General features: G+C 63.9%; 17 protein-coding genes. 9 read left to right on the forward strand and 8 right to left on the reverse strand.

The window, feature by feature from the left end; all coding sequences use genetic code 11:
- Nucleotides 1–26 precede the first annotated feature (26 nt).
- The 3 genes from QM797_RS02205 (at nt 27) to QM797_RS02215 (ending at nt 4,485) form a co-directional block, all read left to right on the forward strand.
- Complete coding sequence (locus QM797_RS02205) at nt 27–2,435, forward strand: class III lanthionine synthetase LanKC N-terminal domain-containing protein (protein ID WP_283273487.1); 2,409 nt, start codon at nt 27–29, stop codon at nt 2,433–2,435.
- A 304-nt stretch (nt 2,436–2,739) separates the two neighbouring features.
- Nucleotides 2,740–3,876, forward strand: coding sequence for a sensor histidine kinase (locus QM797_RS02210; RefSeq protein WP_283273488.1), 1,137 nt, complete (start codon nt 2,740–2,742; stop codon nt 3,874–3,876).
- Complete coding sequence (locus QM797_RS02215; RefSeq protein WP_283273489.1) at nt 3,877–4,485, forward strand: response regulator; 609 nt, start codon at nt 3,877–3,879, stop codon at nt 4,483–4,485. It begins immediately after the preceding gene.
- A gap of 85 nt (nt 4,486–4,570) precedes the next feature.
- Here the strand turns inward: QM797_RS02215 and QM797_RS02220 are convergent, their stop codons facing one another.
- Nucleotides 4,571–5,398 carry an SDR family oxidoreductase gene (locus tag QM797_RS02220; RefSeq protein ID WP_283273490.1) on the reverse strand — a complete coding sequence of 276 codons (828 nt, stop codon included), beginning with the start codon at nt 5,396–5,398 and terminating at the stop codon, nt 4,571–4,573.
- Between the two features lie 167 nt (nt 5,399–5,565).
- On the reverse strand, nt 5,566–6,123 hold the full coding sequence (locus QM797_RS02225; protein WP_283273491.1) for a helix-turn-helix domain-containing protein: 558 nt from the start codon (nt 6,121–6,123) through the stop codon (nt 5,566–5,568).
- A 66-nt stretch (nt 6,124–6,189) separates the two neighbouring features.
- On the opposite strand from QM797_RS02225, the gene QM797_RS02230 reads away from it, so the two are divergent.
- From QM797_RS02230 to QM797_RS02245, 4 genes are all read left to right on the forward strand, one after another.
- Nucleotides 6,190–6,888: an AzlC family ABC transporter permease gene (locus QM797_RS02230; protein WP_283273492.1), complete on the forward strand. Its 699-nt coding sequence runs from the start codon at nt 6,190–6,192 to the stop codon at nt 6,886–6,888.
- Nucleotides 6,885–7,196 carry an AzlD domain-containing protein gene (locus QM797_RS02235; RefSeq protein ID WP_283273493.1) on the forward strand — a complete coding sequence of 104 codons (312 nt, stop codon included), beginning with the start codon at nt 6,885–6,887 and terminating at the stop codon, nt 7,194–7,196. The genes QM797_RS02230 and QM797_RS02235 overlap by 4 nt, the downstream gene beginning before the upstream one ends.
- A gap of 543 nt (nt 7,197–7,739) precedes the next feature.
- A complete protein-coding gene (locus QM797_RS02240; protein WP_283273494.1) occupies nt 7,740–8,759 on the forward strand; it encodes a Rieske (2Fe-2S) protein in 1,020 nt (339 codons plus the stop codon).
- On the forward strand, nt 8,760–9,164 hold the full coding sequence (locus tag QM797_RS02245) for a VOC family protein (protein ID WP_283273496.1): 405 nt from the start codon (nt 8,760–8,762) through the stop codon (nt 9,162–9,164).
- 4 nt (nt 9,165–9,168) lie between these two features.
- Here QM797_RS02245 and QM797_RS02250 read toward each other — a convergent pair whose 3' ends face one another.
- Complete coding sequence (locus QM797_RS02250) at nt 9,169–9,636, reverse strand: SRPBCC family protein (protein WP_283273497.1); 468 nt, start codon at nt 9,634–9,636, stop codon at nt 9,169–9,171.
- Nucleotides 9,633–9,977 carry an ArsR/SmtB family transcription factor gene (locus QM797_RS02255; protein WP_283273498.1) on the reverse strand — a complete coding sequence of 115 codons (345 nt, stop codon included), beginning with the start codon at nt 9,975–9,977 and terminating at the stop codon, nt 9,633–9,635. Before QM797_RS02255 ends, QM797_RS02250 begins: the two co-directional genes overlap by 4 nt.
- Nucleotides 9,978–10,205: 228 nt before the next feature.
- Here QM797_RS02255 and QM797_RS02260 point away from each other — a divergent pair, with 228 nt between their 5' ends.
- Nucleotides 10,206–10,655 (forward strand): Hsp20/alpha crystallin family protein, encoded by a 450-nt coding sequence (locus QM797_RS02260; RefSeq protein WP_283273499.1) that lies wholly within the window; start codon nt 10,206–10,208, stop codon nt 10,653–10,655.
- A 38-nt stretch (nt 10,656–10,693) separates the two neighbouring features.
- Nucleotides 10,694–10,867, forward strand: a complete 174-nt coding sequence (locus QM797_RS02265) for a hypothetical protein (protein WP_283273501.1) — start codon at nt 10,694–10,696, stop codon at nt 10,865–10,867.
- Nucleotides 10,868–10,917: 50 nt separating this feature from the next.
- Here QM797_RS02265 and QM797_RS02270 read toward each other — a convergent pair whose 3' ends face one another.
- From QM797_RS02270 to QM797_RS02285, 4 genes are read right to left on the reverse strand one after another with little or no spacing between them, the layout of a single operon-like run.
- Nucleotides 10,918–11,373 (reverse strand): GNAT family N-acetyltransferase, encoded by a 456-nt coding sequence (locus QM797_RS02270; protein WP_283275246.1) that lies wholly within the window; start codon nt 11,371–11,373, stop codon nt 10,918–10,920.
- Nucleotides 11,374–11,381: 8 nt separating this feature from the next.
- Nucleotides 11,382–12,899 (reverse strand): FAD-dependent oxidoreductase, encoded by a 1,518-nt coding sequence (locus QM797_RS02275; protein ID WP_283273502.1) that lies wholly within the window; start codon nt 12,897–12,899, stop codon nt 11,382–11,384.
- Nucleotides 12,896–13,633, reverse strand: a complete 738-nt coding sequence (locus QM797_RS02280; protein ID WP_283273503.1) for a class I SAM-dependent methyltransferase — start codon at nt 13,631–13,633, stop codon at nt 12,896–12,898. The genes QM797_RS02275 and QM797_RS02280 overlap by 4 nt, the downstream gene beginning before the upstream one ends.
- Nucleotides 13,630–13,863, reverse strand: a complete 234-nt coding sequence (locus QM797_RS02285; protein WP_032401604.1) for an RNA-binding S4 domain-containing protein — start codon at nt 13,861–13,863, stop codon at nt 13,630–13,632. The genes QM797_RS02280 and QM797_RS02285 overlap by 4 nt, the downstream gene beginning before the upstream one ends.
- Nucleotides 13,864–13,880 lie beyond the last annotated feature (17 nt).

Here is a 13,880-nt window from a genome sequence, read left to right on the forward strand (position 1 = left end):
TCGTCTGCACAGGTAACGATGACCGCATGGGGGTCGACTGGGGGTTCTTCGCACTGGGGCACGAGCACTTCTTCGCGCCGCCCTGGGCGGAGAACTCGCCCTGGTTGCGGGGTCTTTTTCCCGATCCCGCGGTGCCCCCGCAGTGGACTTCGAGCAACAGCGGGCCGTGGCGGTCACACAGCCCGCAGTCACAATCGACTACGCGCCCGTTGCCGCACTGCGGGTGGAAGGTCCACATCTCCGCACATCCTGATCACGCGGCGAGAGCGATCGCACTCGCCGCTCGCGTGTGCGTCGATCACGGTGTCGAGTTCAAGCACCTCCGCTCGTCCGGACTCGTGCACGCGCTGCAGATGAAGTTCGCGCCCACGGCCCACAGCGGCAAGGTCGTGGTGTGTTATCCCGAGCTGGACGCACTGGAGGATCTGTGCCTGGCACTGGTGGACGCGCTCGACGGTATCGAGGGGCCGGCCATCGTCGGTGAACCCAGAATCGGGACCTCGACGGTGCACCTGCGCTTCGGCGCGTTCGTCGGCGAGTGGCTGGCTACCGGGGACGGCGTGGTTCCGGCCATGCGTCGCGGTGGGGAGCTCGAGCACGACCGTCGGGGCTCGGCCAGCGAGTCGCCCCCGCACCCGTTCGCCGATGCAGTGGCGGCCGAGCATCGCCGGACCCTGACCGCGGCAACTCTGCCGCTGCGGGACGCGCGGCTGATTCATCGCACCAATGCGGGTGGCGTCTACCGCGGTACGTGGGACGACGGACGCGCCGTCGTCGTCAAAGAAGCTCGTCATCGCGCCGGCCTCGATCTCGACGGGATTGCATCGCCCATCCGGCTGGCGCAGGAACATTCTGCACTGCAACGACTCTCAGGGAGAGGTGTTGCGCCCAAGCCGATCTGGTACGGATCCATCGGGCCCAGCGACTTCCTCGTGATGCAGGACGTAGGGGTCGGCACGCTCGTTTATCACGAAGCACGCCGTCATCCCGCCGTCATTCCCGGTATCGACGTCGAGGCCTCGGGGTACGTCGCGTGGATCGACGACGTTCTCGCCGCCGTGCGCCGGGCACTCGACATCGTGCACGCCGCAGGTGTCGCGCACGGAGACGTGCATCCGGCCAATGTGTTTATGCAGGAGAATGGTTCGGCGACGCTGATCGATTTCGAATCGTGTGCGATCGACGGCGTCTCGTGCTCTCGCGGAATCGCGGCGGCTGGCTACTCGTCCGGAGGACCTCCCACTCCGCGGGGCGATCTCGCTGCCGTAGCCAACATCGCCGATGCGCTGGTGCATCCTGCTGCGGCGAACGCGACATCGACGGCGGTGCGCGCCGACATGCTGGCCGGAGCCCGGGCCGATCTCGGCCTTGCCGCGCATCGTGACAGACTGCCGGTGCCGACTATTACGGAACTGGTTTCCGGAATATGCAGCGCTGCAACATTCGACGCCCGGGATTCGCTGTTTCCCGTCGACCATCGACGATTCCACGTACTCGGTGCGGGCTTGTCTTTGCTGTGGGGGACGGCTGGGGTACTCGTCGAACTGCAACGCTGCGGAGCGGACCGCGCGTTTCTCGACGCCGCGGTGGAGTGGCTGGCGAAAGCGGCACACGCGGTGCCGCAGCTGGCCTCCGGATTCGGTGACGGTGGACACGGAATTGCCTGGGCGCTTTGTGAACTCGGGAACACCTCGGCTGCCGAGTGCGTACTCGCCCGCTTGGACGACGGCCGACCCGAACCCTCTGGGCCGTGGTGGCGCAACGGTAGCTCCGGTATTGCTCTCGCCTACGCCCGTATCGCCCGGGCGACAGGACGCGACGATCTCCGAGACAGAGCGCTCGAGCTCACCGAGTCCCTACCGACGTCGGGCAGTCGGCCCGTCGACCACATCCCTGGAATCGGATTCGGTGGCGCGGGAGTCGCCTGTGCAGCAAACACTCTCGGTAGATTGCTGGACGGCGATACCGGAGCTACCTCTGCGGCAGCGCTGGACTGGGACCTGCGCACGTGCGAGCAGCGAGCCAGCGGTTTGTACGGTCGACAGGACAGCGTGCTGCTGCCGTACCTGGGACGCGGCAGCGGAGGGGTGGCGGTGGCCGCCCGAATGTGCGGCATCGAGATGGACGCCGACACGGTGGCCGGACTCTCGGCAGCAGCGGCGACCCCGATCGTGGCGTTCGGCGGACTGTACGAGGGCCGAGCAGGATTGGCCGTCGCCGCACACGCGATATCGACGGGCGAGCATCCGTACTTGCCCGAGCTCACTCGACGGCTCTGCTGGTCCGTAGGCAACGTCGACGGCAATATCATGTTCAAGGGTGACCAGAATGCGAGGTACACAACGGATCTCGCAACCGGAGCCGCCGGCGCACTGATAGCTCTCGCACACGATCCGGTAGCCGCATTCGCGTCGAGCTGCGGGTTCTCGACATGACGGGTGTCATGTTCGCGGTACTCAACGCGTCATACGGAACACGTGATGGCAGGTACTGCCGCTCAGAGGGTTCACTTCGGCAATATTTTCGGTGTCACATCCACACGAACGAGGGGTCCGATCATGAACATCGCCGAACTGCACGAGCTCACCGTCGACAAGTCCGCCGACTCCATCGACATCGTCGCCGCCATGAGCGGGGTTTCGGTCAACGGTTGGTGCGTCTGACCGACCTGCTCTCCTGCGCCGATAGGGTTGGCCCGGTGATCGATAGTGCGAGTCGATTCCCGAGAAAGCAGCCACCGTGACAGCGCAGATCGGCAGTACCCGCTCCCGCGACAGATACCCCAGCGAATCCGTCGCTTTCGCTGCGACGTGGCTCGTCGTCGTGCTCATTTCATTCCTGGGGCTCACCAACATCGTCGATCGTCGCGTCGACACCGGGGTACCGGTCGCTGTGGTGGCGGCTGCGATCGTCGTGTTCGTCGGCACCATCCTGGCCCTGGCGCAGTACGCACTCGCTCACAACTACGTCGGGCCGAGGTTGAGGATTGCAGGGTGGGTCGCAATTCCGCTCGGCATCATCAACATCCCGCTGTCGGAAACGTGGGAGACCTGCTGCATTTCGGTTGCTATCGCCGCAACTCTGGTCCGGGGACGGTGGGCGGGGCTCGCCATCGGAGGCGTATTTGCGCTCGTCACAGCAGCCACCGTTTATGCCGATCGCGACGACGAGCTCGAGGCGTTCGGAATCTTGCTGGGGACCGTCGGATTGGCCGTGGTCCTGATCGCCTTCTCCGAACTCGCTCGATCACTCATCGCACTTCATGCCTCACGAGAGGAGGTTGCCAGATTGCAAGTGGACGCCGAACGGCACCGAATTTCGCGGGATCTGCACGACGTCATCGGCCGGACTCTCGTGACCGCCCTGCTTCGAAATCAAGCCGCGATCCAATTGTTCAGCGTCGACCCCGAACGTGCGCGCGAGCAACTGGATCACGTGCATCAGGTACTCAGCGCCGGTCAGGCGGATCTCCGGCGGCTGACGACTGGGCCAATCCTGGCCGACCTGGCCTCCGAACTCGCGACGGTCGAAGCCATGTGCGCCCGACTGGACATCGTATGCCATGCAGAGGTCGAGCCGCCGGAGGACGAGGACGTCGATCGGGTGTTCGCGGCGATCGTGCGGGAGGTGTCGACCAACATGCTCAAGCATGCGCATCCGCGTCGTTGCTCGGTGCGCGTAGCGGTGGAGTCCGAGTCGCATGTCTTGCAATTCGCCAACGACGGCGTCACCCATGGAGAGATCAGCAGTTCGGGAACGGGAATTGCAGATCTGACAGATCAGGTCGCCCAACTCGGGGGGCAACTCACCGCGGACTCCAGCTCTGGCGGAGAATTCGTCGTGCTGGCTCGAATACCGCTGAGCAAGGGAGAGTAAGTGGCAATCAGGCTGTTGCTGGCCGAGGACGTGGCACTGCTCGCCGAAGCCTTCGAGGTATTGCTCTCCACCGACCCCGACATCGAGGTGGTCGGACGAGTGGCCCGCGGCGACGAAGTACGCGGTGCCGCTGCCGAGCTGAATCCCGACATCATCCTGATGGACATCGACATGCCGGGGATGACCGGTATCGAGGCCACCGCCGACCTGCGTGGAGCAGGGGTCGCAATTCCGGTTCTGCTGCTGACCGCGCTACCCGGTAGCGGACATGTGCATGACGCTCTCGCTGCCGGCGCGAATGGCTATCTACTCAAGTCCACCGATGCACTGCATCTGCTCGACGGCATCAAAGCCGTCGTCGCCAAACACACTGTGATCGATCCAGCCCTGGCCGCCGAGGCACTGCGCGCCGGACCGAATCCGTTGCGCGACCGCGAACTCGACGTACTGCGTTTGGTCGACGCGGGATTGTCTACCAAATCCATTGCTGAGCGCTTGTTTCTCAGCCCCGGCACCGTGCGCAACTACCTTTCCAGTGCCATCACCAAGCTGGGCTCGACCAGTCGACTCGAGGCCATCCGTACCGCACGCGAAAACGGGTGGCTGTAGCCGAACCTGATTGTTCACGATCGTTGCCCGTGTGCGGGAAGCCGCCGATCGGATGTGATCGCGAACCCTCAGGTCCGCTGAACGATCAGCCTCCGTGTGCCTCGACGGCCACGGGCTGCCATTCGCGCCAGTTGGCCAGTCGCGACTCGTAGTCCTTCGTGGCGATCTGCAGCGGTGCATCGCCGAAAAAGACTCGCAGTGGCGGCTTTTCGGCGTCGATCACCTTGAGCAGTGCCGACCGTGTTGCACTCGGATCGCCAGGAGTTGCCTGCCGGGCGCTGCGCAGTTTCGCAGCCTTGTCCCGAATCGGGTCGTACGCGGCGATGTCGGTGGACTTCTTGGCAGACGGCCCGGACCAGTCGGTGGAGAACCCACCCGGCTCGATCAGCGTCACGTGGATACCGAAGTCCTCGACCTCCTGCGCCAACGCCTGACTGAATCCCTCGAGGGCCCACTTGGAGGCATGGTACGCACCGACATTCGGGAACGCCGAGATTCCGCCGATGGACGACACCTGCACGATGTGGCCACTGCCCTGCTCACGCATGAACGGCAGCGCCGCCTGCGTAACCCAGAGCGCTCCGAAGACGTTGGTCTCGATCTGCGCCCGAGCATCTTCCTCGGAGAGTTCCTCGATCATGCCGAACTGGCCGTAGCCGGCGTTGTTGATGACGATGTCGAGTGAGCCGAATGTCTTGTGCGCCAGCTCGACGGCTGCGAAGTCAGCGGCGCGGTCGTTCACATCCAGTTCGATCGGCAGAATCGCGTCGCCGTACTGCTCCACGAGATCTTTCAGGGTGTCGGTGTTGCGAGCAGTCGCTGCGACCCGGTCCCCACGCTCGAGGGCTGCGATCGCCCACTCGCGGCCGAATCCCTTGGATGTACCGGTGATGAACCACGTTTTGGCTGTCATGAATCTCGTCCCTTCGCTACACGGACAAAAGTAGGGACGACGTCCGCTGCAAACGCCTCTCGGCGAGTGGTCGCTCGAAGCGACAAATGGGGTGAGGCCCGGGGCTTGCCAAGCGAACGCCGTCGAAAGAGTCCAACGAGGTGTCGTCGCCGACTATTCCCCACACGTCAGCTGTGTTCGGTGACCATCACTGCCATGGTGTTCGGCTCCAGCGCCTCGAAGATGTGCGGCACGTCGCCCGGGTAGGCGACATAGTCGCCCGGAGCCAGTTCGACGGCATCCCCCGTCGGCCCCACCAGGGCTCGTCCTGCACTGAGCACCACATGCTCGACGACATTCGGCGAGTGTGGGTCCGAGCGCCTCGGCTCGCCGACGTCTGCGCTGATCAGATAGATGTCCCGTCGGGCGTTCGGCGGTGACGACGCCAGCAGCGTTGCCGTGTAGTCCGCTCTGTCCGACGCGAATCTCGGCCCCTCCCCCGCACGGATCAGCCGGACCGACTGCCTCGCGGGCTCGACCAGTCTGGAGAACGGCACGCCCAGGGTGACGCTGAGCGCCCAGAGGGTCTCGAGACTGGGGTTCCCGGTTCCCGATTCCAGTTGCGAAAGAGTCGACTTCGCAATACCGGCACGGCGGGCCACCTCGGCCAGAGAGAGTCCGACGCGTCGTCGTTCCTGTTGGAGGGCTGCGGCGATAGCTGCTATCGGTGGACCGGTATCCGCCATTCGTTCACTCCATCGGTACGTACGTTTGATTTGACGAACACCTTAACATCGTCCACTATAACGATCATGCGTTCGACATGGCGAACCCTGCAGGGGGTCAACATCCGCGACATCGCGTTGGTCTGTCTGGCCGACGCCCTCGTCGGAGCCTCGTTCGGTGCGATCTCAGTGGCCGCCGACCTGCCGCTGTGGCTACCGGTGGTGATGTCGCTGGTGGTCTTCGCGGGCTCCTCACAGTTCATCTTCGTCGGCATACTGGCCGTCGGCGGTAACCCCGTCGCCGCAGTCGCGAGCGCGTTGCTCGCCAACACTCGACTGGTTCCACTCGGCTTCTCCATAGGAGCTGTGTTCGAGAACGTGTCACCGCTGAAGCGGCTTCTGGGCACGCACCTCATCACCGACGAGGCCGTCGCCTTCACCGTCGCAGAAAAGGACGAGGGCGACCGTCGAACAGCGTTCTGGCTGTGCGGAATCGGACTGTTCGCCACCTGGAACATCGGGGTCCTGATCGGCACGCTCGCAGGTGGCGCGATCACCGATACCGCCGCGCTCGGACTCGACGCCGCATTCCCGGCCATCCTGCTGGGACTGATCATGCCCGCACTACGAGACCGAGCTACCCGTAACGCCGCCCTCGCCGGCGCAGTGATCGCCCTGATTGCCTCGATGTTCCTGCCCAGTGGACTGCCGGTGCTGCTCTCTTTGATCGCCGTCGTTCCGGCCATGCTCTCCACTGCTCCTGGCCCGCAGAAGGAACCCGCATGAACCTCACGATCCCGCTGATTGCACTGGTTGTCGGCACGTACGCGCTCCGCATCGCTGGGCCGGCACTGCGCACACGGATCACTATCTCGCCACGCATCGACAGGGTCATGAATACCTCGGTTGCCGTTGTGTTCGTCGCGTTGGTCGCGACCTCCACCCTGCTCGTGGGCAAAGACTTCGCGGGCTTCGCTGCCCCGATCGGCGTCACCGTCGCGGGCATACTCGCCTGGCGAAAGGCACCCTTCGTCGTCATCGTGATCGCCGCAGCGGCAACCACTGCGGGGCTGCGCTGGATCGGCGTCAACTGACCATCCACATACGAACCACATCCGCCCCCCCGCTCGCGAACACCGACCCCCAAGTCCACTCGATGTGACATTGACCCCCAAAAAGGCCACCAGATGTCACATTGAGTACCGGGGAACGGAAACAATGGCGACCCGGCCACCGAACCTTTCGTGCACTCCCGACACGGCAACCAACCGATCGCGCCGCATTAGCGATCTCCCCCTGGGTGCCATCGACATACGGCGTGGCCAGGTGGTCGATACCTAGAGCCAACTGACCTGAGCGTCCACTATTCGCCTGCAACCACGGAATCCCGCTCCTTGGGCCAAATTGTGGACACTGACAGCAGTCGACTCGAACGGCCCGAGACCGCCGACGCATGCGTGGACCCGCCCGTCCCATGGGGTCACCATCTCCCGTACTGCCCCCTTCCCCCCGTTCACCGACGCCCCAAGTCCACTCGATGTGACATTGACCCCCGAAAAGGCCACCAGATGTCACATTGAGTACCGGGGAACGGGAACAATGGAAGAGGAACACGACTGACGACTTTGGGAGCAGCAATGACCGCGCTGGATGCAGTACGACGACGGTGGCCGAAGACGATGCCTCTGCAGCCGTTGCCGTCGGAGTCGTGGGCCAAGCAGGAGCCCACCTGGAAGGGTGCGAATCCCCAGGTCATCGAGTCTGCTCTCAAGCGTGCGAAGACGCGGACCTCGGGCAACTGGTTCGTGTTCGCCGCCAGTCGCGACATCAAGGCCGATAAGCCGTTCGGACGCTACGTGGGCACCACCGAACTCGTTGCCTGGCGCGACTCGGCAGGCAAAGTACACATCGGCCCCGGCGCGTGTCCGCATCTCGGCGCTGCGCTGGACACCGCGAAGATCGAGTGCGACACGTTGGTCTGCCGCTGGCACGGTCTGGCCCTCGGCCCGAAGGGCAAGGCGGGTTGGCGTCCGGTTCCCGCATTCGACGACGGAGTTCTGGTGTGGGTGCGCCTCGACGAGCTCGGCGGTGAGGAGCCGACGCCCGTCCCCGTGGTCCCGATCCGTCCGCCCGCCTCGACCGCCATCGCCGGCGTGGTCACCCTTGTCGGCAAGTGCGAGCCAGACGACATCATCGCCAATCGTCTCGATCCTTGGCACGGCGCGTGGTTCCACCCGTACTCGTTCGCGAGATTGAAGGTGGTCAGCGCACCCACCGAGATCGACGTGTCCGACGAGGACGATCGCTTTCTCGTCGACGTGACCTTCCGAGTCAGTCGTGGCGTCGGAGTTCCGGTACGGGCCGAGTTCGTCTGCCCCGGTCCCCGCACCATCGTCATGCGCATCCTCGACGGCGAAGGCGCGGGCAGCGTCGTCGAAACGCATGCAACGCCGCTCGCCCCAGCAGCCGACGGCACGCCGCGTACCGCAGTTATCGAGGCCACCATCGCCAGCTCCGATCGTCCGGGATTCCAGATGGCGCGCAAGGCATCCGGGCTACTGCGTCCGGCGATGAACTTTACCGCCGCGCGCTTGTGGAAGGACGATCTGGACTACGCCGAACGTCGCTACGAACTGCGCTCGACGGGCCGAGCCTGAATGGAGCTTTACCACGTGTGCTTCGCCGTGCAGGATCTCGACGCGGCGATGTCGGACCTGTCGACGACGACCGGTGCACGTTGGCGAGCGCCACGCGCAGGCACGCTGGGTGAGTGGACGTATCGCATCGTATTCTCGGTCGCCGCTCCACATTTCGAGCTGATCGAGGGACCACAGGGCAGTCCATGGGACTGCACAACCGGCCCGCAATTCCACCACCTCGGGTTCTGGTCCGACGACATGGACTTGGACCGTACGGCTCTGGACGGCGTCGGAAAAACTGTGTTCGACGCCTGCCCACTGGGCCGGGCGTTCAGCTATCACCGAATCGACAGCATCGGCGCGAGCGTCGAAGTGGTGGACCGCTCAGCCGAAACGGGCTTCCGCACGACGTGGAACCTCTGACCACCTACCCCTCGACGAACTCAGCGAGTTGCGCGATGACGGTGCCCCAACCGTCGTAGAAGCCGTACTCCTCGTGCATCTTTCGGTCTTCCTCGTTGCGGTGCATCACGTGGGCGTAGTACTCCGTTCCGTCGGGGTGGTCGGCGAACGTGATCACCGCGGTCATGAACAACTGCGGTGCGGGCCGCCATCCTTCGACGAGTGAGTTCGTGAAGACGATGCGCTCACCATCGTCGACGGCGAGGAAACAACCGTCGATGTGTGGTTCGTAAGGACCGCCGGATTCGCTGATCAGCGTGCGGAATGCACCACCGGGCTTCGGATCCCAGGCGGCGACTCGACATTGCGCCGGGGCGGGAATCCACCACTTCTCGAATTTTGCCGGGTCCGTCCACGCACTCCAGACGGCTGCGCGTGGAGCCTTGATCACGCGGGAAATGGTCAGGTCCAGAGCAGCATCGATCGATGTCATTGCGCTTCACTTTCTTTCGAGGTGTCGGTGACGAAGTGTTCGAGGCGATCGGTGCGCGATTCCCAGACGGCCCGCTGTTCCTGCAGCCAATGGCCGGCCGCATCAAGGTTGGATCGTTCGATCGTGCATGCGCGCACTCGTCCGACCTTGCGCGTGCTTATCCAGCCACTGCGTTCGAGCAGACGAATGTGCTTCATGAACGACGGCAATGTCATGTCGAACGGTTCGGCGAGCTCCCCCACAGTTGCCGGTCCCGACCCGAGCCGACCCAGAACCGCGCGCCGAGTCGGATCGGCCAAGGCCTGGAATACGTCGTCGAGAACCTCCGAATACTGAGCCATAAGGCACACTATCCAGATCCGATACTTAGTGCAAGAGCTAAGCGTTGGCGACGCGGCGTAGGAACTCGACCCCCTCTGCGCCGCAGCACTATTGGAACTGAAAATTTCCCAAGAAGTTGTCCGAAGACTCTTGGCACTCGCCACATGAGAGTGCTAATTTCTGTTCTGCACAGTTGAGGAGCGACTCACCACAGGGGTGAGCGCATCTGCGTACAGGAGGTGGTTGCTGTGCTTCGATTCGATCCGTTCCGTGACGTGGATTCACTGGCCTCGGCGATGTTGGGTGTCTCTTCCGGTTCGGACCGCGCCCCACGATTCATGCCGATGGATCTGTACAAGGTCGATGATCACTACGTACTCAGTGCCGACTTGCCTGGCATCGACCCCGGATCCATCGACGTCGACGTCGATCGCGGCACCTTGACGCTCACCGCCCATCGTTCGGTACCGGAAAGCTCTGGTGTGCAGTGGATTTCCTCGGAGCGCTTCGCAGGAACCTATCGTCGTCAGGTCTCACTCGGTGACGGCGTCGACACCGAGCGTATCGCTGCGACCTACGACAACGGCGTTCTGTCGGTGACGATTCCACTCGCAGAGCGTGCGAAACCTCGAAAGATCGACATCGCTCGCACCGAGTCGACCGGCGAGCAGAAGTCGATCGATCACGAGCCGGCCTGAATCGAACCGGCCACGACACGTCGGTGGGGTGATGCGCAATGGAATCCGACGCAGTGGTGTGGGCGGAATCGACCGACCGTGAGCACTGGTGGCGCACGGTGGTAGGCGTCGAGACGAGCATGCGGGAATGCTCGATGGCCGATGTGCTCGATCAATGTTCAGCCGAGCCTCTCGACGACGATCTCTACCCGCATACCCAGCAAGCAGCATGACAAGAGGGCCGGCACCGAACACTCGGTGCCGGCCCTCTTCGTCGAAACCCCTACAGAGACAACGAGTAGAACGTGCTCGACGGATCCAGCACGTAGACCCCGAAGGGCGGGCACTCGACGAATCCGTGGCGCACATACAACCTGCGGGCGGCGGCGAAGTAGTCCTGGGTTCCCGTTTCCAGGCTCACCCGCCCGTACCCGCGACGACGAGCATCGTCGAGCACGTGATCGAGCAGACTCGACGCCACTCCGCGACCTCGCGCCGCCGCCGACGTGCGCATCGACTTCAGCTCGCCGTGATCAGGTGTGAGTTCCTTCAGCGCAGCGATACCCCACAGCGTGTTCGCATCCCATACCGTCCACACGCTGACATCCGGCCTGCTCAGACCGGACAGATCGAGGGCGTGCACACTCTCGGCAGGCGAGCTGGCGTGCATGTCCGCGAGATGCTCGGTGAGCAGTGCCCGCACTTCCGGACGCGACAGATCGTCGACCTCGATCCGCATCTCCGACGTCACCGATTCATGAGCTTTTCGATGGCGTCGAACATCTTGAATCTTCCACTCGTGGGCACTGTTTCGATGTCATGTCCCGCGATACCCCAGCTCGACAGAAGGGTGTTGGCGGCCTTCAACCCTGTCGTGGCTGCGCGCTCCATCAACGCGACCGGCAGATCGATGCGGATGCCGTCGCCCGCGAGGACCAGCCCAGGTTCGGGGGTGCGCACTGTCGGGCGCTCGGCGAACGCACCGAGGCCGAACATGGGGCAGTCGTCTCGCCATTCGGATCGCTCCGCAATCACCTCTGCCGCAGCGGTTTCCGGGTAGATCTCGTACATTCGATCCATCAGCTGCGCGCGGGTGACCTCTTCCGATTCCTCGGCGGCGTAGGCGTGCAGCTCGACGACGGAGCCGCCGGTGCGAGCGGCCCACTGCGCCGCTTCGTCCTCGAAACGTTCGAGAACACTGATGTTGTCGATCGGCGGCATTCCGCCGGTGCCGATGAAGGCGGGCCGATCGGCGTTGACCGGCTTGCTCAGCCAGACTCGGTGCACCAGGAAGGGCGGTGTGTTCTGCAGCGCAGCAACCTGTTTACGCCACGAGGACGTACCGAGCTCGGGTGACTGTTCGAGCACCCGTTGCAATCCGGCGACGTCGGTTGCGAGTACCACGGCGTCGGCGTCGATGATTCCGCCCGCATCGACGCGGAACTTACGCAGGCCGCCGCGGGTGATCTCGCCACACGGTATGGACGTTCTGATCTCGACACCGAGCCCGGTGAGATACTCACCCAACGGATTCCACAGCGCCTGCGGGTACGCGTCGCGGGGGACGTCGAAGATCAGCCCCTCGGAAGAACCCAGGAAGTAGATGTGGAACATCATCGCCAGCTCGGCGGCCGACATCTTCTCGGGGTCCGCGAAGAAGCTGCGAGAGAACACCCCGAAGGCCAGGTGCCGCGCGGCCTCGGGAAAGTTGATGTTGCGCAGAAACTCTGCTGCCGGAGTGGTATCGAGCTCGTCGAAGGTCTTGGGCACGCTCACCGTCATCAGCGGCAGTGCCGCGATGCCGTTGAGGTCGGTGAGATCTTTCCACCGGAACGTCGGACTGCGCTTGACGAACGCGAACGCGTTGAGCGGCGGCGTATCCGGTAACCCCTTGAATCCGTCGATTCGGCCGTCGCCGTCGATCAGCGGGTAATCGTCGACCGGACGCAACCGAGCCAAGTCCGGATCTGTGCGGCGCAACAGATTTCGGAGATTGTAGTACTGCCGAAAGAACGCGTGGAAGCCGCGGCTCATGGTCGCGGGCGAGCCGTCCTCCAGCGTCGTGTCCCACCCGCCGACGCGTCCGCCCAGGTAACTTTCACGCTCGACGAGATGCACCCTCACACCACGCTCGGCCAGGGCGGTCGCGGCGCTCAGCCCTGCGATACCCCCGCCGACCACCACCACATGTGGAACGTCAGCCAGCTGACCGGCATCGGAGTATCCCTGCGACGCAGCATGGGTGACTTTCTTGGAGTCGGTCAACGCTCTTCCTCCGCGGGCCGAGAGCCGAGGAACGTGTGCACCACACCGTTCTGCCATCCGGTCATCGTCTCGCGGGCGACACTCGTGTAGCCCGCGCGCTGCATCCGCCGCATGAAGGCCGACGCGCCGTCGAAAGTCACAACGCTGCGCCACAGGTGCCGGTACAGCGTGGCGTCGCGCGTCGCCAGCCAGCCGAGCGGAATGATGATGCCCCAACTGACCACGTTCCAGGAGATCCTGGCCCGGAGCGAATCGTGTACCGAGTACTCGTGGAACGCGATGGTCGAGCCCGGACGCAGCAGCGCCAGCAGTGATTTCAGCTCGGTATCGGGTTCATCGACATTCCTGATGAGGTACGCGGCCAGGATTGCGTCGAACGGGCCGTCGACCCCGTTGACCGCCAGATCCTCGACACGCGAGTGCACGAATGTCACGTTCGAAGGCCAGTCCTTGCTACGGGCCACCTCGAGCATTTCGGCAGACGCGTCGGCAGCGACGATCTCGGCGTGCGGCGCGGCTTCGAGCAGCGCAGCAGTGGATGCACCCGTGCCGCAACCTATGTCGAGCAGACGCAGGCCTGCACCGAGATCGGGGATCCGCAGGCGCTGGGCCGACTTGAGCAGGTGTTCGTGATAGCCGGGATTCGCTCCGACGAGTCGGTCGTACGCCTTCGCGCCGACGTCGAATGCTCCGGGAACTTCGTTACGCGGCAGTCCGCTCTTACCGACCTTCACAGTGCCTCTTCCTTGCTCACGCGGGCAGAGGGCCCACCCTGGACCGTTACGACATCACCATGCTGCAACTGCCGTCCGCGCCGCACATCGACGTCCCCATTGACGCTCACCAGACCGTCGGCGATCACGCCCTTCGCCTCCGCACCGGATTCGATGAGGTTGGCGAGCTTGAGAAATTGGCCCAATCTGATCGATTCGTCGCGAATGGGGACATCGTGTGCGTCGGACATGGCTCCATCCTGTACTA

It is taken from the genome of Rhodococcus sp. IEGM 1381 (assembly GCF_030056795.1).
Classification (GTDB): Bacteria; Actinomycetota; Actinomycetes; order Mycobacteriales; family Mycobacteriaceae; genus Rhodococcoides.

Coding starts and splice junctions, on each gene's coding strand:
- QM797_RS02225 (WP_283273491.1), bottom strand. CDS start 6,123: ATGGCGGATACCGGTCCACCGATAGCAGCTATCGCCGCAGCCCTCCAA.
- QM797_RS02230 (WP_283273492.1), top strand. CDS start 6,190: ATGCGTTCGACATGGCGAACCCTGCAGGGGGTCAACATCCGCGACATC.
- QM797_RS02265 (WP_283273501.1), top strand. CDS start 10,694: ATGGAATCCGACGCAGTGGTGTGGGCGGAATCGACCGACCGTGAGCAC.
- QM797_RS02270 (WP_283275246.1), bottom strand. CDS start 11,373: ATGCGGATCGAGGTCGACGATCTGTCGCGTCCGGAAGTGCGGGCACTG.
- QM797_RS02255 (WP_283273498.1), bottom strand. CDS start 9,977: ATGGCTCAGTATTCGGAGGTTCTCGACGACGTATTCCAGGCCTTGGCC.
- QM797_RS02245 (WP_283273496.1), top strand. CDS start 8,760: ATGGAGCTTTACCACGTGTGCTTCGCCGTGCAGGATCTCGACGCGGCG.
- QM797_RS02205 (WP_283273487.1), top strand. CDS start 27: ATGGGGGTCGACTGGGGGTTCTTCGCACTGGGGCACGAGCACTTCTTC.
- QM797_RS02250 (WP_283273497.1), bottom strand. CDS start 9,636: ATGACATCGATCGATGCTGCTCTGGACCTGACCATTTCCCGCGTGATC.
- QM797_RS02235 (WP_283273493.1), top strand. CDS start 6,885: ATGAACCTCACGATCCCGCTGATTGCACTGGTTGTCGGCACGTACGCG.
- QM797_RS02285 (WP_032401604.1), bottom strand. CDS start 13,863: ATGTCCGACGCACACGATGTCCCCATTCGCGACGAATCGATCAGATTG.
- QM797_RS02220 (WP_283273490.1), bottom strand. CDS start 5,398: ATGACAGCCAAAACGTGGTTCATCACCGGTACATCCAAGGGATTCGGC.
- QM797_RS02240 (WP_283273494.1), top strand. CDS start 7,740: ATGACCGCGCTGGATGCAGTACGACGACGGTGGCCGAAGACGATGCCT.